Source organism: Actinomycetota bacterium, assembly GCA_040881665.1.
GTDB lineage: Bacteria > Actinomycetota > UBA4738 > UBA4738 > HRBIN12 > JBBDWR01.
In genome coordinates this window covers 341,090-358,376 of sequence record JBBECT010000004.1, presented here as the reverse complement: position 1 = coordinate 358,376, position 17,287 = coordinate 341,090, and the positions used below count along the sequence as shown (strand labels likewise).

At 68.7% G+C, this 17,287-nt stretch carries 17 protein-coding genes and 1 tRNA gene; 3 read left to right on the top strand and 15 right to left on the bottom strand.

Annotation, left to right across the window (positions count from 1 at the left end; genetic code table 11):
* Positions 1 to 118: 118 nt before the first annotated feature.
* Both WEF05_02700 and WEF05_02695 read right to left on the bottom strand, forming a co-directional pair.
* A tRNA-Ala gene (locus WEF05_02700) sits at positions 119 to 191 on the bottom strand.
* A gap of 112 nt (positions 192 to 303) precedes the next feature.
* Positions 304 to 867, bottom strand: a complete 564-nt coding sequence (locus WEF05_02695; protein ID MEX1100809.1) for a hypothetical protein — start codon at positions 865 to 867, stop codon at positions 304 to 306.
* A 164-nt stretch (positions 868 to 1,031) separates the two neighbouring features.
* On the opposite strand from WEF05_02695, the gene WEF05_02690 reads away from it, so the two are divergent.
* Together WEF05_02690 and WEF05_02685 are read left to right on the top strand one after the other, a co-directional pair.
* Positions 1,032 to 1,556: a sigma-70 family RNA polymerase sigma factor gene (locus WEF05_02690; protein MEX1100808.1), complete on the top strand. Its 525-nt coding sequence runs from the start codon at positions 1,032 to 1,034 to the stop codon at positions 1,554 to 1,556.
* Positions 1,534 to 2,736, top strand: coding sequence for a hypothetical protein (locus WEF05_02685; GenBank protein ID MEX1100807.1), 1,203 nt, complete (start codon positions 1,534 to 1,536; stop codon positions 2,734 to 2,736). Before WEF05_02690 ends, WEF05_02685 begins: the two co-directional genes overlap by 23 nt.
* A gap of 29 nt (positions 2,737 to 2,765) precedes the next feature.
* Here WEF05_02685 and WEF05_02680 read toward each other — a convergent pair whose 3' ends face one another.
* Genes WEF05_02680 through murF form a run of 4 tightly spaced genes read right to left on the bottom strand, consistent with a single transcriptional unit; the run spans position 2,766 to position 7,411 of the window.
* Entirely contained in the window at positions 2,766 to 3,881 is a 1,116-nt protein-coding gene (locus WEF05_02680; GenBank protein ID MEX1100806.1) for a pyridoxal-phosphate dependent enzyme, read from the bottom strand.
* Positions 3,882 to 3,927: 46 nt separating this feature from the next.
* The gene (locus WEF05_02675; GenBank protein MEX1100805.1) at positions 3,928 to 4,986 is read right to left on the bottom strand and encodes a cysteine synthase family protein; all 1,059 of its coding nucleotides are present in this window, start codon (positions 4,984 to 4,986) and stop codon (positions 3,928 to 3,930) included.
* Positions 4,983 to 6,062 (bottom strand): FAD-binding oxidoreductase, encoded by a 1,080-nt coding sequence (locus WEF05_02670; protein MEX1100804.1) that lies wholly within the window; start codon positions 6,060 to 6,062, stop codon positions 4,983 to 4,985. Before WEF05_02670 ends, WEF05_02675 begins: the two co-directional genes overlap by 4 nt.
* Positions 6,059 to 7,411: a UDP-N-acetylmuramoyl-tripeptide--D-alanyl-D-alanine ligase gene (gene murF, locus WEF05_02665; GenBank protein ID MEX1100803.1), complete on the bottom strand. Its 1,353-nt coding sequence runs from the start codon at positions 7,409 to 7,411 to the stop codon at positions 6,059 to 6,061. Before murF ends, WEF05_02670 begins: the two co-directional genes overlap by 4 nt.
* 75 nt (positions 7,412 to 7,486) lie before the next feature.
* Between murF and WEF05_02660 the strand changes: the two genes are divergently transcribed.
* Positions 7,487 to 9,097 (top strand): PLP-dependent transferase, encoded by a 1,611-nt coding sequence (locus WEF05_02660; protein MEX1100802.1) that lies wholly within the window; start codon positions 7,487 to 7,489, stop codon positions 9,095 to 9,097.
* 8 nt (positions 9,098 to 9,105) lie between these two features.
* On the opposite strand, the gene WEF05_02655 is transcribed toward WEF05_02660, so the two are convergent.
* The 9 genes from WEF05_02655 to menC form a co-directional block, all read right to left on the bottom strand.
* Positions 9,106 to 9,471, bottom strand: a complete 366-nt coding sequence (locus tag WEF05_02655) for a VOC family protein (protein ID MEX1100801.1) — start codon at positions 9,469 to 9,471, stop codon at positions 9,106 to 9,108.
* A gap of 88 nt (positions 9,472 to 9,559) precedes the next feature.
* Positions 9,560 to 10,354: an aldo/keto reductase gene (locus WEF05_02650; GenBank protein ID MEX1100800.1), complete on the bottom strand. Its 795-nt coding sequence runs from the start codon at positions 10,352 to 10,354 to the stop codon at positions 9,560 to 9,562.
* Positions 10,354 to 11,145 (bottom strand): hypothetical protein, encoded by a 792-nt coding sequence (locus tag WEF05_02645; GenBank protein MEX1100799.1) that lies wholly within the window; start codon positions 11,143 to 11,145, stop codon positions 10,354 to 10,356. Before WEF05_02645 ends, WEF05_02650 begins: the two co-directional genes overlap by 1 nt.
* On the bottom strand, positions 11,142 to 12,284 hold the full coding sequence (locus tag WEF05_02640) for a MauE/DoxX family redox-associated membrane protein (protein ID MEX1100798.1): 1,143 nt from the start codon (positions 12,282 to 12,284) through the stop codon (positions 11,142 to 11,144). The genes WEF05_02645 and WEF05_02640 overlap by 4 nt, the downstream gene beginning before the upstream one ends.
* A gap of 89 nt (positions 12,285 to 12,373) precedes the next feature.
* A complete protein-coding gene (locus tag WEF05_02635; protein MEX1100797.1) occupies positions 12,374 to 12,922 on the bottom strand; it encodes a twin-arginine translocation signal domain-containing protein in 549 nt (182 codons plus the stop codon).
* Positions 12,919 to 13,446, bottom strand: coding sequence for a hypothetical protein (locus tag WEF05_02630; protein MEX1100796.1), 528 nt, complete (start codon positions 13,444 to 13,446; stop codon positions 12,919 to 12,921). The genes WEF05_02635 and WEF05_02630 overlap by 4 nt, the downstream gene beginning before the upstream one ends.
* Before the next feature lie 40 nt (positions 13,447 to 13,486).
* Entirely contained in the window at positions 13,487 to 14,050 is a 564-nt protein-coding gene (locus WEF05_02625) for a hypothetical protein (protein MEX1100795.1), read from the bottom strand.
* Between the two features lie 124 nt (positions 14,051 to 14,174).
* Positions 14,175 to 16,076, bottom strand: a complete 1,902-nt coding sequence (locus tag WEF05_02620) for a DUF3352 domain-containing protein (GenBank protein ID MEX1100794.1) — start codon at positions 16,074 to 16,076, stop codon at positions 14,175 to 14,177.
* Positions 16,077 to 16,161: 85 nt separating this feature from the next.
* Positions 16,162 to 17,268 carry an o-succinylbenzoate synthase gene (gene menC, locus WEF05_02615; GenBank protein ID MEX1100793.1) on the bottom strand — a complete coding sequence of 369 codons (1,107 nt, stop codon included), beginning with the start codon at positions 17,266 to 17,268 and terminating at the stop codon, positions 16,162 to 16,164.
* Between the last annotated feature and the right edge of the window lie 19 nt (positions 17,269 to 17,287).

Below are 17,287 nucleotides of genomic sequence, written 5' to 3'. Positions count from 1 at the left end.
CTCCTGGTTCCCCCTGGATGCCTTCCGAAGGAACTTCGACGGATCGCCCGTGCGGCTTGAGAAGGGACGACGTCGGGTGCGTGGATCGACGCGAAGGAGGTGAGTCGACGACCCTCGGTGGAGACGACCGGATTCGAACCGGCGACCCCCGCCTTGCAAAGGCGGTGCTCTACCGACTGAGCTACGTCCCCGGGGGATGCAGGAAACGTGGCAGGAAACCCGTCCACGAAAGCCAGCAACCTTCGGCACTCGAGTCTACTCAGCCCCGCAAGGGCGCGGCATCGATCGCCGGCGCCCCTTCAGCTACTTCGAGCAGCGTCTAACCGATGGAACGCGCAACGCAGGGAGGTTATGCAGCCTCGGGCAAGGACTCACGGGCCCGATGTCGTGCACGGTCATCGCTTTGACCGAGAGAGCGAAGCCGAGGAGATCCGCCTCCTGCCGCAGCATGCCGACGCTGTGCGCTCGATTCAGATACAGGGTGTCTTCGAGGTGGCGGTTGATGCTCTCGGCGTCGCTCCGGCGAACGTACAGGCGCCCGAAGTCGGGGTCGGACCGGGGGATCGCGCGCAGATTCTCGGCTCGGTTCAGCTTCTTCGCGGCGTCCGCATCGTTTCCCTGAAGGCGGAAGGTGATCTCGCGGTGACCGAACTCTGCCGGGAGCCGGTACTGGTTGTTCCAGCTGTATCCGCTCTTGCTCGCGCGCCGTTGGGTTCGGACGCGCTCAAGCGGGACGAGTATCATCTCGCCCTCATCGTTGAGGCGTCCGATCGCCGCCGCACCATCGGTGGCATAGATCTGAACCTTCTGGACTTGACCGTCGGGCATCGTGACGCCCTTGATCTCGATCAAGCGTTCCTTGTCCACACGCCGCCCACCCCGTGCGCCGCGGCGGGCCTTTCGGCTGGCCGCCGGGACTTTGACGATCGGGAGCAGGCCCGGCCTTGTCTGGAGGTCGAAGGAGGATTTTCCCTTCTCATCTCAACTTTTCCCATGCCCCGTGAGTCTCTATCTACATAGGCGGCTTATCGATGGCGCGACAGGCACAGCCAGGCACGGTTGGGCAAGACGCCCGGGTTTCCTGGGAGTCCCTCTTCGAGGCTGAGTACTCGGGGCTTGTCAGGTTCTGCTCACTCCTGACGGGCAGTCGGGCCGTGGCAGAGGACTTGGCGCAGGACTGCTTCGTCCGAATCGCCCCTCACCTAGAGAAGTTGGAGGAAGCGAAGGCCAAGTACTACCTGCGACGGACCGCGGTGAACACGTGGAGAAGCCGAGTACGCCGTTTCAGTCTTGAGCGACGCAAGGCAAGAGCCCACGCCTTGCCGGTCTCCGATCCACACGAAGCGATCGACAACTCCGATCTGATAACCCGAGCTCTTGTCACCCTTCCCTCGCGCCAGAGAGCCTGCCTGATCCTGAAGTACTACGACGACATGACTGACTCCGAAGCAGCCTTTGCTTTGGGCGTTTCTGTTGGAACGATCAAGAGCCAGTGTTCACGCGGCTTAGGTCGTCTGCGCAAGGAGATCGAAAATGGTGCACGAAGAACTGCGTGAGGCACTCAAGCGCCAGGCTAGCTTGGTCAAGGTAGACGAGACCTCTGCGAGGGCCGCGCTTGGTCATCGCATGCATGAGCGTGGGAGCAATCGTGGTCGACTCCCGGCCATCGTCGTTGCTGTGGTCATGTCGGTGGCAGCGATCGGATGGCTGGTCGTCTCGTTCACGAGTGGTGCGGGTCCAGGCGAGGAGACCAGCGCGTCTTCATCGGTCCCGACCGAGCTGGAGCCAACCATCATCCCGGCCGGGGATGGTGGTCGATTCCTCGTCGTTGGACCGGACGGATCGGTCTTGGTTGGAACCTACGACGCGCTGCTGGAAGTGGACGCGCAATCCGGGACACAGGAGACGATCATCGAAGGCGATGGTCCCACGTCGGCCGCTTACGTGGACGAGTCGATCTGGATCACTGGCATTGCTACTTCGCCGCACACGAGTAATTCTGTCAGCAGGCTGAACAGCAACGGGTCGGTAGCGGCCAATGTGCCGCTGCCCGGGGAAGTGGCTGGGCTTGTGACGGGTGCCGACGCGCAAGTGTGGGTGACATCCACATCCGCCAACGGAAGAACCGTCTGGGTGAGCGAGGTCGATCCAGCGCTGGACGCTGTGGAATCAAGCGTTGACCTGGCAACCGCTTCCCCGACCCTTGAGGCAGGTGCTAGTCGGCAGGTTTGGGACATACAGACTGGCGACGGACGACTGTGGATTCTTGCGGGCGACGTGCTGGAACAGTCAGACGAAGGCGCTGGGCCGAAGGTCGTCGGAACGCGCCTGTACGCCCTTTCGAGTGGTGACTCATCCTTCTCTCTGATCGCCAGTGTTCCAGGGGCGACCGCGATCGCATACCGCGACGGCAGGATCTGGGCTTCCCGTGGTACCGATCCCGCCCTCGGAGTCGACACATTGACGGGAGCCGTCACCCCGGGATCGAGTGACGAGCAGATGATCGTTCCCTTCTTCGGACCGGATGACGATGTCTTGTTCATTCAAGGTTCCGAAAGTGAATGGGAGGTGGCTGCGCTTGATGGGATCTCGCACGAGACTGTGCCGGTGGCGGACGTGCCTGAGACGTTCACGCAATCAGCGGCCTTTGTCGACTCAGCCTGGGAGCCGGCCTCCTCCACTGGTTGGATCCTCAATGAGCGAGGCGACCTGCTGAAGCTCGCGGAAGGCACGTGAGCGCAGCTATGCCACCGACCAAGTCCCCTTCAGGTGCGCCGCAACGTCCTCTGTTGAGTCCATGTCGTGTCCCATTGAAACCGCCGCCTCGACGGCGGACCCCAAGCCAACCCGCTCCCATCATCCCCTTCGGTCACGATGACGAGCGCCGAGCCTCGCCACACGAGACCCTTCGGCCTGCGGTCCATGGCTGCCAACGCCAGCAGCCCGGCGAGACCGGCCGCACCCGTCGGCAGGGTGGCGATCCCGACATCGGCGAGCCCCTCGATCGCCTGCGAACACCACACATCTGAGATCGCGACGGCAGCGTCGAGTCCGTCACGAAGGGACGGCCAGGCGGCCGCGGAAACCATGCCGGCCTGGAGCCCGACCATGCGTCCCGCACTCGTGGGAAGGTCGACTCGGACCGGCCCTCCGCTGCGGAGCGACTCGAACGCGGGGGCCGCATGGAGCGGCTCGACACCGACCATCACCTGCGGAGTCGGTTCCGCACGGAAGTGCCGAACTCCCGCGGCGGCAAGGCCACCCACCCCAACCTGCAGCATCACCAGATCGGGCTGCTCCAGACCGGCACGCGCGAGCTGATCGTCGATCTCCCAGAAGATCGTGGCGTAGCCGTCGATCGTTGCCCTCGCGCTCGGGTCGGCGGCACTCACGGACGTGTCGGTGACGAGGAGGGCCGAGCCGAACCGTGCTGCGTGCGCGGCCGCCGCGCTCACGGCATCGTCATAGGTGCCGGGGACGGTGATCACGCGTGCCCCGGTCTTCCTGATCGCGTCGACCCGCGCCGGGACCGCCGTGGGAGGAAGGTAGATCACCGCATCGAGGCCTCGCTCGCGCGCAACGGCGGCGACAGCATGGCCGTGATTGCCGTCGGATGCCGCGACGAGCGCATCGATCCGGGTCCCCCGATGCTCGCGCAGGAGCTGTCGGGTCGTCCACGAGGCTCCGAGGGCCTTGAAGGAGGGCAGGTCGAAACGGCTCGACTCGTCCTTCACCAGGAGTCGCTCCAGACCGAGCGACTCCGCGAGGGAGGGGAGGGATCGTAGCGGCGTCGGACGGTATCCCGGAAGGGACCGGTGCCACTCGAACGCTTGCCGACCGGGTGCCGGGATATCGCTCGGCCTCGACCTTGGGTTGAGCACCAGGTCGGCAGGCGCGGCGGTGGACACCCGCCCCGTCACGCGCGACTCATCCCGTATCCCGGCCGACGAGCGTCCGCCGCACGCTGCGGCCGAGGGACGCCAGCCTCGGGTTCTCCCGAGCTTGCCGAACGCTCGGCCACGCCCGTATACCGTGCCGCTCGCACCAGTCGGGCTGCAAGAGCGAATCCACGTAGCGATCACCCCTGTCGGGTGCGATCGCCACGACGGAGTCCTCCGGAGCAGCGGTGGAAGCCACTCCGATCGCGGCAGCCACGGCCGCCCCCGTCGACGGCCCGGCGAGGATCCCTTCGTGAAGTGCGAGCGCTCGCGCGGTCTCGAAGGCGGTGATGTCGTCGGCGACGACCACCGTGTCGATGAGGTCGTCGGCGAGGTTCCCGGGCGTCCACGAAAGGCCCATGCCGTTCGTGAGATACGGATGGCTCTCGGACCCGAACAGTGCGGACCCCGCGATATCCACCGCGACGATCCGCACTCCCATCGGGCGCACGCATTCCGCGATCCCGCTGAGGTGTCCCCCGGTGCTCACCGACGCGACCACCGTCGAGAACCGATCACCGAGCGCGGCGAGCAGCTCGGCGCCCGTGGTCCGAGCGTGGGCCGCAGGATTGTCGGGGTTGTCGTACTGATCGGGGATGAAGGCGGGCGCGTGGATCGCCGCGAGCTCGCGTACCCGGTGCCAACGCGCCTGCTGCAGACCCTCGGGGGGATCACCCTGGACCAGATCGACCTCCGCCCCGTAGGCGGTCATGAGCGCAACCTGCGCGGGTGAGGCCTTGCGGTCCGCAACGATGATCACTCGGTAGCCACGAACCGCACCGATCTGCGCGATCGCGACGCCGAGGTTGCCCGATGACGACTCGATCACGGTCATGCCGGGGGCCAGCGACCCGGCCGCCTCAGCGGCATCGATCATCCCGAGAGCGGAGCGGTCCTTGACGCTGCCGCTGGGGTTGAAGCCTTCCAGCTTCACGAACACGTCGGCGCCCGCAGGATCGGGCAGGCGCCTCAGGCGCACGAGGGGCGTGTGCCCGACCACGTCCAAGACGGAGTCGACCGCGGCTGCTTCGCGCAGGACCAAGCTCATGCGGCACCTTCGATCAGGCGAGCGGGATCGAACCGATCCCATGGAGCAAGCGCCACTCCCGCAGTCACCACGCGGGTGATGGCCGCGCCCGCGGCGGGCCCGAGGAGGACGCCATCCCGATACAGCCCCGAGGCGATGTAGAGGCCTCGGACGCCGGGGTGCCGACCGATCAACGGGGCCCCATCCGAGGTCGCCGACCGGAAGCCCGTTCTCACCTCGGGATCGACGAGCCCCCGTCCCATCAGCTCCCCCCACTCACCGGCGAGCACCCGAAGCTTCCGGTGATCCGGCGTGGTGTCGAAACCCAGACGCTCCTCGGTTGCACCGATCAGTGTGCAGCCTCCTCGCGCCACCGCGTAGGTGCGGCCGTAGCGGCACACGACCCGGGGGTGTGGCGTCCCACGGTCGACCAGCAGTTGCCCCCGCACCGGTGCGAGCTCCGGGCCGAGCCGTGCGAGGAGCCCTCGCTCGTCGCTTCCGGTCGCCACCACGAGCGTCGAGCAGTCGATCGTGCCCGACGTCGTACGCAACCCCGTGACCGCGCCCCCCGGGGCGACGACCTCGATGCCGTCGGCATGATCCAGCGCGAGCTTCCCGGTCGCGACGCCTGCCGACACGAAGGCCCTCGCGATCGCCGGGGCATCGGCGTTCCCGTCCTCGGGGAACCAGCTCCCCCCCAGCGGTGCGTGCAACGAAGGATCGATCTGCGAGATGTCGCGAGCGCTCACGATCTCGATCGATCCGGGGGCCGGTTCGGTCGGAGGATCGGGGGGATCGGCGACCCGGCGTATGCGCAGGGCCCCCGTCCACCTGAGGGCGCTGTTCGGGAGCTCGTCGCGGATCGGGATCAGGGTCTCCTCGTAGTGCGCCTGGGCCCAGGACTTGAGGACGTCGAGTCCGGGGGCCTGCGACGGAGGATCGCTTCCCCCGCACAGCAGTCCCGGGGCCACCCCGGTCGCGCCCGACCCGATACCCGATCGCTCGACGAGGAGCGTCTGAACCCCCTGGGCCGCGAGATGGTAGGCCGCGGAGGCGCCACAGATGCCGGCCCCGACCACGACCGCCTCGGAACTCATGACAGCGCCGCCGCGATCCGCTCGAAGCCGGCCGAGCGGGACGCTTTGAGAACAACGACATCCCCGGGGCGGCACATCGCCTCGAGGGTTGCGTCGACGCCGTCCAGGTCCTCGGAGTGCGAGGCGGCGATCCCACGGTCGGTGGCAACGCTCCAGATCGCTCTCGCGGATGCGCCCACGGTGATGAGGCGGTCCACAGGGAGTTCGGACGCGAACCGGCCGAGGGACCGGTGCTCCCTCGCGGACTCGGGTCCGAGCTGCGCCATCTCTCCGATCACCGCGATCAACCGACCGCTCCCCGCCATGAGACGGGCCGTTGTCAGAGCGGCGCGGGCCGAAGGAGGGCTCGAGTTGTAGGCGTCGTTCAGGAGCCGAACACCGGAGGGCGTCACCGACCGCTGCATCCGCCATCGGCTCGTCTTGGCCGCCCTCAATCCCTCCGCGCACTGCACTGGGGTCAGGCCCAAGCCCAACGCCGCAGCCGAGGCGGCCAGGGCGTTGGGCACCATGTGCGCACCAGGCAGGGGTAAGACGACGGGCACGGCTCCCTGGCGCGTCACCAACGTGAACCTCGCCCTTGCGTCCGCTCCGAGACGCACGCAGGTAGCGCGCACGTCTGCGGCCCGCGAGCGTCCGAACGTCACGATCCGAGACCTGAGCCCTCGGGAGAAGGCGATCACGCGTGGGTCGTCGCGATTCAGGACGGCCAGCCCGTCGTCCGCAAGGGCCTCGACCACCTCGCGTTTCGCCCGAGCGATCGAGTCGACGGAGCCGAACGTTGCGAGGTGCGCCTGGCCCACGTTGGTCACGATCCCGGAGTCCGGGCGCGCTATCCGACAGTAGTCCGCGATCTCGCCTTCGGCCCCGGCGCCCATCTCACAGACAAAGAACGCCGGGTCGGAGGCCGCCCCGAGCAGTGTCGTCGGGACCCCCACATGGTTGTTGAAAGACTCCGGGCTGGCGTGCGTCGGTCCCGCCAGAGACAGGATCGAGACCAGAAGATCCTTCGTCGTGGTCTTGCCCGTCGACCCCGTGATCGCAACGACATGGGCCGAGGAGGCGGACCGCTCGGTTGCCGCCAGGCCCGCCAGAGCGGCCAGCGGGTCGCGAACCTCGATCCTCGGTTCGAGCTGCACCCGCCCCTCCTCGACGACCACGGCGGAGCTCCCTCGTCCGAGGGCCTCCGCGGCATGGTCGTGCCCGTCCGACCTCTGGCCTCGGAGGGCGAAGAACAATGTCTCCCTGGAGGCCAGGCGGCTGTCGGTGATGACTCCCGACGCCCACCCTGAAGGCCCGATCAAGCGGCCTCCGAGGCGTGCGGCAACGTCGTCAAGACGCGATCGCCTCATACGGGGGAAGACCGGTGCAGGAATGATGAGGTTCCGAGCGGGAACCGAACTGACCCTCGAACTGGTCCCCTAGGCATGACGATGACATCAGCCCGCGAAGCGGACCGCCTGGGACGCAGCGCGGGGGCCGACCTGTCCGAAGACTTCGGATCGCTCGCGTTCGTCGTGGGCGCGGGGCTTGCGCGGCTGGAGCGCCTGCGGTCCCACATCGCGGGCAGCCGGGGCGGGTTCTTCCCCGGCACCAGGATGCTCTACGAGCACGAGCTCGAGCGCACGATCGATCGTCACGGACGTCTGCTCCGAGCGCTCCGAAACCTCGGATCGACGGCACGCGAGGCGGGGATCGGTGAGCTGGGTGAGCTGTCACGACGCAGGCGTGAGATGTCTGACCTCGTTCGGACCGAGGTCGGGCTCTCGGCAACGACCGTGATCTCCACCGACTGGCAATCGCCATCGACGCAACATTCCGGCACGCCCGCGGCGGGCCGCCACATGGGCTCGATCAGGGCACGCCACGACGACTACAAGCGAGACCGTCACCACGATGCCGCTGGGTATGAACGGGACTACGTCGCATCCTTGGGACCCTCTGGTCACGGGAAACGAGCGATCATGACGAGCTGCGGCATGTCCGCGTTCACCACGATCATGACGTACCTGGCCATGGAGGGGCACCTCCGCGGCCCGGTCCTCATGGGACGGCACAGCTATCACGAGTGTGCCGGACTGCTTCGCTCGGCCCTCGGGAGCCAGCTCATCGACGTCGACGAGTCGATCCCGGGGGCGATCGGAACCGCGGTTGCGCGCCACCGGCCGGTGGCGGTGTTCCTCGACTCCCTCTGTAACGAGGCGGGCGTGATCGTTCCGGATCTCGCAGAGGCGTGCGCGGCCCTGCGTGAGGTCGAGTCCGAAACCTACCTCGTGGTCGACAACACGTGCTTGTCGTCGTCCCTGCTCCCGTGGGAGCTCGCCTCGGACGATGCGGCTCACGTGCGGCTGATCGTCCACGAGAGCCTCACGAAATACCCGCAGTTCGGCATGGACCTGACGACCGCGGGACTCATCGTCGCGGTCGATGAGGACGCCGAGCGGCTGGACCGGTACCGAGAACACCTCGGAGCCAACGTCGCGGCGATCTCGCCGATCGTCCTGCCTCCGCCCGATCGGACGATGCTGATGCGCCGACTCGATCGGATCGGGGGCAATACCGAGCACCTCGCTCGCCTCCTCGCAGGCTCACTCGACGTGCAGCACGGATCGCTCGAGCGCCACCCCTCACACCGGGTCTGTCGCGGGCTCCCCTTCCGCGGCGGCCTCCTGACGGTCGCTACCGCGGATTCGGATTGCGACGCGCTCGTCGACGCGGCCCTGTGTGCCGCGCGCGACGGTGGAGTTCCACTGGTGGCAGGGACGAGCTTCGGCTTCGACACGACGAGGATCTACGCGGTTGCCAACGAGCGTCGCTCGTTCCTTCGGATCGCGGTCGGGATCGAGACGCTTCCCGAGATCGACGCTCTCGCTGTCGCACTCCTGTCAGCGTTGAGCCCTCCTTCGGGATCGTCGCGGGTCGCGAAACGGTCGTTCCCGCGCGGATACGATCTGGTCTCCACGGCCACATATCCGGTTTCGGGATCGTACGGCCGCTGGGATCCGAGCGCGGCCGCCGGACGAGACGAGGAGACTTAGATCCAGAGCTACCCCTCCGTCATCGGGCTCATGAGCTGGAAGTAGTTGTCGTCCGGGTCGGCGAGCGTCGCGATCCAGGCCTCCTGGGGCGCGCCTTCCGGCTGGTACGGCTCCTGTACCACAGTCGCACCCGCCGCCGCGAGCCGGGCGAAGTCGGCTTTCACGTCGGGGGATTCGATGTTCAGGAGCATCCTCCCCGGATGCGGGTTCTTCCCCTTCACCTGGTCGTGCGGACCGACGGTGATCGCGCCGGAGCCGATCATCCACCCCGTGAAGCCGCCCTCGTTCCACTGCGGCTCGCCGAAGAGTTTCGTGTAGTAGTCCGCCAGGCGTTTCGGGTCCTCGGATCCGATCAAGACGCTGTTGAGATCCATCGCTCCTCCTTCGCTCGTCCTTTCCCCATTAGACAGCAGACCGCGACGAAACTCATCGGTGGCGATCAGCGGCCCTGACCCCGGCGGATCAGGAGGTCAGGGCGGCGACCTGAGCCCGCTGCGGCTCGTCGAACCAGGGGCCCGTTCCAGCCTGGAGGTTCATTGCCGCGTGCGACGGGCTCGACGTCGCCGGGATCGCGACGGTGATGCGCGGATCCGAGAGGCACCACGTGAGGAGCGCCTCCGCCCACGAGCGCACGCCGAGTCCGGAGAGATCATCGGCAGCGGGAGCGCGGCGCACCACCGAACCCTGGCCGAGTGGCCGCATCGCGATTACCCCGAGACCAAGCTCTTCGGCCAGGGGCAGGATGCGTTCCTCGACCTCGCGCTCGTGCGGATTGTAGGGAACCTGGATGCAGTCGAGGCGGTCGGTTCGCATCACGGTCTCCAGCTCGTCGAACGCGGAGGTGTCGTAGTGGGTCGCTCCCAGCCAGCGGATCGTCCCGCGGTCTCGCTCCCGTTCGATCCAGTCGAGATGCTCTCGCCATGCGACGAGGTTGTGGACCTGCTCGAGGTCGACGACACCCCCGAAGAAGCCGAGCTGCGCCTCGAACTGCGCGCGACCCTCGTCGAGGGAATCGGTCCAGATCTTCGTGGCGACGAGCGCGTTCGGACGGCGATCGCCCAGCGCCTCGCCTAGGACGCGCTCGGCCCGCCCGTACATCGGGGAGGAGTCCAGGAACCGGCCGCCGTCATCGAGCACCGTGGTGACGACCTCTCGGGCAGCCGGCACCTGCGAAGGTTCGACGTCGAAGACCTCCCACGTGCCGAGGCCCACGACCGGGATCTCCGGGCCATCGCGACCGAGCCTGCGCTCCTCCATCACCCGGGCGAGGGATCGGGTGACGCGATGCCGGTGGACGCGGGAGAGGTGGGATCCGGGGTCGGCGAAGTCGGAGACGGGCCGGCCTCGGTCGGCTCGGGGGCGGGTTCGGACGGCTCGGGCGACTCCGACGGTGCGGACGGCTCCGAGGGGTCGGTCGTCGGTTCGGGTCCCGCGTCGCTATGCCGTGGCGGGTCCTTGGGGTCCTCCTCCTCGTAGAGCTGTTCGACCCACTCGCCGCCGTTCGGCGCGAAGTCGAAGCACGTGCGCAGGCATCCCTTCCCGGTCCACAGCGTCTGCACCGACCAGCGGTAGAGGAGGCGCTGGTCGCCGATGTTCAGCTTGCTCCACGGAACCTCGAGACCGATCGTCCGGCCCTTCTTCCAGGCCCGCGGTTTGGCGATGACGGGGTCCCTGCCTCGCGCGCGGTCGCGATGCACCTGCGCGAGGAGGCGCTTGCCGTTCGAGCTCACCACGACGTAGTAGTCGAGGTCGGGCGAGCCGGTCGTGTCGAGGTTGAGGACCATGTACCCCGTGTCCCATGTGTTCCGCAGGGTCCATTTCGGGTACATCGTCACGAACCACCGCCGCGGACGCGCCTTGTGCGCGTGGTCGACGAACCGGACGTCGAACCGGCCGTCCGCGTCGTTCGGATCGGCGACCTGCTCGTGGACGGCCGCCGCCGGGAGCGCGCTCAGCACGAGCAGGGCCGAGGTGGCCAGAGCGGTGAGGACCGCCGACACCCCGATCCGGGGCACGGTCCGCCACCGCGTGTCCGTCCGGATCCTCACGCCTGCCTCCTTTTTCCCGCACGGAACGCGTTCGCGGCCGTGACGAGCACCCACCCTCCCACGAGCACGCCCGCCACGGCCAACAGCGCCGGGAGCACCTCCGAGCCCGAGGGAGTTCCCGGCCACTCGATCCTCGGGTCGGACCCGGTGAGCGCGGTCGCGATCGAGAGAGCGAGCACGGCGAGGTTGCGGAGCACGAGCACACGCCAGTCGCGGGAGCGCACTCCCCCGAAGCAACCGCACGGGACCTGTCCCTCGGCGAACCCCCGCGCACGGAGCACCGCGGCCGAGAACACCACCGTGAGGATCGCGGCGGCGACACCCGCGGCGCGGCCGTAGCCGAGGACGGCGAGCGCCGCGACCGCGAGCTCCGCGAACGGAACGCCGAACCCGGCCACCGACGCGACGCGCCGGGGAAACCGGTGGTCGGTGAGCGAACGGCGCCACGCGCGTGGGCGGAGCAGCTTCGCGAAGCCAGCCCAGCCGAAGAGTGCCGCGAGCGCCGCCGGCAGCAGTCGCTCGAGCCCCGCTCCGTCACCACCGGTGTCGAGCGCGGTCAGACCGGCGGTGAGCGCGACGGCGAACAGGACGGCGCCGTTGGCGATGCGCCACCAGACCGAACGCGACGCCTCCGCGAGACGATCGACGAGGGCGGCCGCGGCTTCGCGCGTCGTCGCGCCGGCCGCGAGCAGCACGACCGCCGACCGTGCGAACCCGAACGGGGCCATCGAGACCAGCCCCGTCAGCGGCCGCCCGCTCGCGACGCACGCGGCGGTCACGGCGATCAGCGTTCCTCGCGACAGGTAGGTCAGGAACCCGACCCCGAGACCCGCCCCGTACAGGAACGAGAAGACCGGCATCGAGAAGAACGTGCGCCACCAGTCGGGGACCTGCCGCCGCGCCTGGGGAATCGGCACGCCCAGTCGCGCGGCCTCGGCAACGCCGTAGACGACCGCGACCGCGGCGAGCAGGAGCAGGCCGGCGGCGCCGAACGGTGCTCCCAGCAGCGTGCCGATGCCACCCAACAGCGCTCCGAACACCGCGGCGGCGAGCGTGGCGCCCACGACGTGGAGCGCGACATCCAGGGCCCACCTGGCGCGGCGTCCCCCGTGGACCACGGGGGCGATGGTTTCCACCATCGACAGGCCTCAGGGACCGAACAGGGTCGACAGGCCCGCGACGACCGCGGCGGCGATCACCGCGACCGCGACCGGCTCGGCTCCGGCGGTCAGCACCGCAGCTGGAGATCCCGGTAGGTGATGCAGAAGACCTTCTTGCCCTTCGGGCAATAGCCCCGCACCGAGGCGTCACCGTTGATCCGTCGGTCCGACTTCGAGCAGCAGTCGGAGATGTGCCGGATCCGTCCACCGCAGCACCGGCTCCATCCGCCGCCGTACCGTGGGTTGTTCACGAAGTTGTAGCGATCGGGAACGACCTGCTCACACACCTTTCGGCGCTTCTGATCGCGTGAGGTGTAGACGTTGCCGGCGTCGTCGACCGGATAGCCGTAGGTCGGATGCAGCGGGAACCCGGCCTTGTCGATCCGCGACAGGGGCGCGAACGGATGCGGACACGATCCCGTCGTGAAGGTGTGCCCGCAGATGTGATACGCCTCGGCACGGTCGGGTTTCAACGCGCTGGCGACGACGGCGCCGCCCGTGATCGCCACGACCCCCGCACCCAGCGTGCCGAGGAACGACCGGCGCGAGGAACGCTGCGCGAGACGGCGCTGCGCCCACTCGATCGCGGTCTCGGTCTGCGGCTCTCGGGTGCTCACATCGCCTCCCGGTGCGCTCCGTCGGCCGGGCCGACCTCCTCGACGCGTCGCGCCGCCGTGTCGACCAGGCCCTCGAGCTGCTCGAGGTTGTTCACCGTTCCCTTCGCGCGGACCACACCGTGGCGGTCCAGCACCAGAGCATAGGGGGTCCCCGGAACATCGAGGGCGCGCTCGGCTCCCGGATCGGACACCAGGACCGGATCGAGCCCGCCGGCGGTCGCGACCGCCGGCACGCCGGGAGCCACCTGGCGGCAGATCTGGCAGGTCGGGGAGGTGAACAGCGCGAGCTTCCCGCGGTCGGCGGGTCCTCCGAGGGTGACGGGGCGATCGTCGGGCCCCGCGACGTGGAGCAGATCCACGGCCTTCCCGAGCGGGGGACCCTCGTCGTCGAGCTCTAGCGCGCCGAGGGGGCCGAGGCGCAAGTGCAGCGTGCCGACCTGCCGGGCGAGGGCGACAACGACCACCGCCAGCACGACGAGGAGCAGCCACTGGGCTACGAACGCGACGATCCACCAGCCCGTCATCGCCAACGAGGGTACGTGCCCGGAGCCGGTCGCGCAGCCCTCAGTCGGGAGCGGACCACTGGAGCTTGCCGTTCTGATCGGTGAACCGCAGCACCGCTGATCCGTCGTCGGCGATCCCGAGCACCGCGCGCAGCTCGCCCTCCGCGTCGAGCATCCGGATCACCGGGGCGCCGTCGGCGGCCAGACCGAGACGCGCCCGGACCTTGCCGTCCTCGTCGTGCAGCCCCACCGTCGGCGAACCCTGTTGCGCGAGGGTGTAGACCATCTTCACCTCGCCGTCTTTGTGCATCAGACCGAACGTGGGCGCGCCCTCCGCGGCGAGACCGAACTTCGCGCGGATCTTCCCGCGCTTGTCGCCGAGCGCCATGCTCGCCGACCCGTCGGAGGCCAGACCGATCGTCGCCCGGACCTTGCCCTCTTCGTCACCGATCGCGAGACCTGCGGCACCGTCCGCGGAGAGGCCGAACCGTGCCCGGACGCGCCCCTCGGCGTCGTGGAACGACAGGAACGGGGAGTCGTCGCTCGACATCCCGATCCGCGCACGGACCCGTCCCTCGTCGTCGACGATCTCGAAGCCGCCCGCTTGGACGACACGCTTCTTCACCGATCGTCACCCCTCGGCCGTGTGGCGATGGGTAAGCATCGCGCCTGCGCGGCGCCGCGTCCAGCACCGAACGAGGCCGCCACGGCGGACCGGACGATCGGTCCGGTCCGCCTCGTGCCCCGGATCAGCGGATCAGCAGCAGGATCCGCGCATCCTGGCTGTCGTCGTCGACGCGGCCCCCGACGACGAAGGCCTCGATCGGCTCGAGGTTCGCGCCGACTTCGGGTGGGATCGCCGTTCCCGAAGGGTCCGCGGCTTGCACCGCGTCGACGATCCCCCCGACGTTGAGGAACAGCAGCGACTGGTTCGCGTCGCCGACCGCGCCGACCGCCTCGGTGAACGTGGTGTCGGTTTCGATCGACTCACCGTTCGCCGTGTCGATCACCTTCTTGATCTCCTCGACGCTCGTCGCGAGGACGCCCGACCCGTTCGTCACGGCGTAGGCCGGGCGCACACCCATCTCGTTCAGGGAGGGTTCGACGAGCGAGGAGATCGTGACGCCCTCGTAGGTCTCGGTCTGCCACGCCGGTCGGATCTGCAGAGGCGTTCGGAACAACGTTGCGTTCTCGTTCGAGAAGTCCTCGGCGCCGACACCCCCGAGCCCCTGGATCAGCATCGGCGCGACCGTGTCCAGGAATATCTGCATCCCCGCCTCGTCCTCGGTCCCGAGCAACACCGCGCCGGTCGGAACCGAGGTGGACGAACTCGGGCCGGCGGTGACGACCAGGTCGCCCGTGAGGTTCTCGACCACACCGTCGGGTCCGGTCAGTCCGAGCTCGTCGAGCTCGGGAAGCATGGGTCCGGCCTGCACGAGCGCCTGCTCGAGTCCGCGATCGATCCCGGTCTGAGCGATCACCGCGTAGGAATCCGTCGGTGTGTCGTTCAGCAGCTCGTTCGGACCCGTGTCGGCACCCAGTTGATCACGGAGCTCGGCGGGCAGCTTCGTCGGGTCGTACCCGACGGACACGTCCATCGCGATCCCGTTGGGCTGCGCCGAGATCGACATCCCCATGCCGCCGAATGCCTCGGGGTCGAGACCTCCGAGGCCGGCCTGCGCCGCGCCGAACTCGCCGGTCGTGGTGGCCTGCTCGAGCCCCTGACGCACGAACGCGCCGACGTCCACGTACACGGCCGCTAGCTTGCCCTCGGGCAGCTCCTCGATCGCGTCGGTGTAGGTGGGAGTGTCCTCGAGTGCCTCGAGGTCGCCGTTCGCGGTATCGACCACGTCCTCGACGAACCCGCGGTCCGAGCCGAAGACGACGACGCCGTCCACGATCGCAACCACCTGATCGTCACCGAACTCGCTCGCACCGATCCACAGATCGGCCCCGCCGTACTCCTGCTGGGTCCAGGTGGTGTCCGAGCCTTCGGCCCCACGCGCCTTCTCCAGCGCCGTCCGTGCGGCGGCTTCGTCGTCGGTCGCGATCAGCACCGCTCCCTGGATATCGCTCGCGTCGGCTCCCATACGCGCGGTGACGCCCACCTGCGAGCCCACCCAACCGGTGACGTCGTCGGAGGTCAGTCCCATGGGCTCGAGGGCATCGTTGAGCGTCGAGTCGAGTTCGGCCTCGATCTGCTCCTCCCCGCCGAGCGCCGGGAACTTCTCCGTGAGGCGGAACAGGTTGACCTTCTGGCTCGCGGAGGGGTCGAGGTAGACGGCGGCGAACACCTGCGCCGAGGCCGGCACCTTCGTCGCGAGCGCTTCGTCGGCGCCACGAAGCATGAACATCGTGGTGGCGACCGCGGCGCCGGCCACGATCACGATCGCTGCCACGATGATCGCAAGGACCACGCCGGTGCTGCGCTTCTTGCGGGACGACGGCGCCGGATCTCCCGCCGACCAGCTGTCCCCCGCGGTGGTGGGGGTCTGCCCCTCGCCGCCGCCGGAACCACCCGCCTCGGTCGGGGGTGGTGGCGGGGTCGACCCGGACGACGCGGTTCCCGAGGGGGGATCGGCTGGGGTCGTTCCGGGCGGCGGCGGCGGAGCCTCGCCGGCCCCCGGTGCGTCCGGTCGTTGATCGTCCATGTCCGTGTGCCCCCTCCGGCTGGTGCCTACCTCGTGCTGACCCCGGCAGTATCTCGCATCGGCAACGCGATGATGCCCGCGCGCTTCAACCTTCGAGACGCTCGGTCCGGGTGGTGATCTCGGCGAGCCGATCGGGGAGCGGCTCCACCCCCAACCCGGGACCGACCGGGACCGCCATCGTTCCGTCGGGTTCCATCACGAAGGGTTCGGTCACGTCGGCCTCGAAATAGCGAGCGCTCGCCGAGGTGTCCCCGGGGAGTGTGAACCCGGGGAGCGCGGCGAGCGCGAGGTTCGCGGCACGGCCGATGCCGGTCTCGAGCATCCCTCCACACCACACCGGTGCCTCTCGCGCGAGCGCGAGGTCGTGGATACGGCGCGACTCGAGGAGTCCTCCGACCCGTCCCTGCTTGATGTTCACGATGCGACACGCGCCGAGTTCGAGAGCCGCGGCCGCGTCGGCGGCTGAGCGGATCGACTCGTCCAGGCAGATCGGGGTGCGGAGCATCCGCTGGAGGTTCGCGTGCTCGACGATGTCCTCGTGCGACAAGGGCTGCTCGATCATCAGCAGCTCGTACGGCTCGAGGGCGCGCATCGTGTCCGCGTCCTCGATCGTGTAGGCGGCGTTCGCGTCGACCGAGAGCTGGATCTCCGGATGGGCCTCGCGCACCGCCGCGACACGTTCGACGTCCGTGCCGGGCTCGATCTTGAGCTTGATCCTTCGGTAGCCTTCGGCGAGATATCCCCCGACCTGCTCGAGCAGCTCGCCGGTGGTCGGTGTGATGCCGATCGAGACTCCGCAGGGAACGCGGTCGCGCTCCGCCCCGAGGTGCGACGCGAGCGAGCGATCACGCTCTCGCAGCCAGGCGTCGAGCACCGCCATCTCGAGGGCCGCCTTCGCCATCCGATGCCCGCGGACCCAGGCGGTCCGCGCCGCGACGTCCTCGGGCCGCACATCCTCGCCGAGGACGGCCGGGCCGAGGTGGTCGCGCAGCGTCAGCCAGGCATCTTCGTTGAACTCCTCGGAGTAGTCGGGGCGTCTGCCGGCGACGCATTCGCCCCAGCCGACCGCCCCATCGGTCTCGACGCGGACGAGGACGCAGGCCTTGTCGGTCTCGATGCCGAAGCTCGTGCGGAACGGGCGCACCAGGGGCAGCCCGATCAGGCAGAGCTCGATGTCGCGGATCCGGCTCACGTGTGCCCTTCGCTGTCTC

Bases quoted from the DNA above. Each gene is read 5' to 3' on its own strand.
- WEF05_02690 (MEX1100808.1), top strand. From the start codon at position 1,032: ATGGCGCGACAGGCACAGCCAGGCACGGTTGGGCAAGACGCCCGGGTT.
- WEF05_02685 (MEX1100807.1), top strand. From the start codon at position 1,534: ATGGTGCACGAAGAACTGCGTGAGGCACTCAAGCGCCAGGCTAGCTTG.
- WEF05_02675 (MEX1100805.1), bottom strand. From the start codon at position 4,986: ATGAGCTTGGTCCTGCGCGAAGCAGCCGCGGTCGACTCCGTCTTGGAC.
- WEF05_02670 (MEX1100804.1), bottom strand. From the start codon at position 6,062: ATGAGTTCCGAGGCGGTCGTGGTCGGGGCCGGCATCTGTGGCGCCTCC.
- murF (MEX1100803.1), bottom strand. From the start codon at position 7,411: ATGAGGCGATCGCGTCTTGACGACGTTGCCGCACGCCTCGGAGGCCGC.
- WEF05_02660 (MEX1100802.1), top strand. From the start codon at position 7,487: ATGACGATGACATCAGCCCGCGAAGCGGACCGCCTGGGACGCAGCGCG.
- WEF05_02655 (MEX1100801.1), bottom strand. From the start codon at position 9,471: ATGGATCTCAACAGCGTCTTGATCGGATCCGAGGACCCGAAACGCCTG.
- WEF05_02650 (MEX1100800.1), bottom strand. From the start codon at position 10,354: ATGGAGGAGCGCAGGCTCGGTCGCGATGGCCCGGAGATCCCGGTCGTG.
- WEF05_02640 (MEX1100798.1), bottom strand. From the start codon at position 12,284: ATGGTGGAAACCATCGCCCCCGTGGTCCACGGGGGACGCCGCGCCAGG.
- WEF05_02630 (MEX1100796.1), bottom strand. From the start codon at position 13,446: ATGACGGGCTGGTGGATCGTCGCGTTCGTAGCCCAGTGGCTGCTCCTC.
- WEF05_02620 (MEX1100794.1), bottom strand. From the start codon at position 16,076: ATGGACGATCAACGACCGGACGCACCGGGGGCCGGCGAGGCTCCGCCG.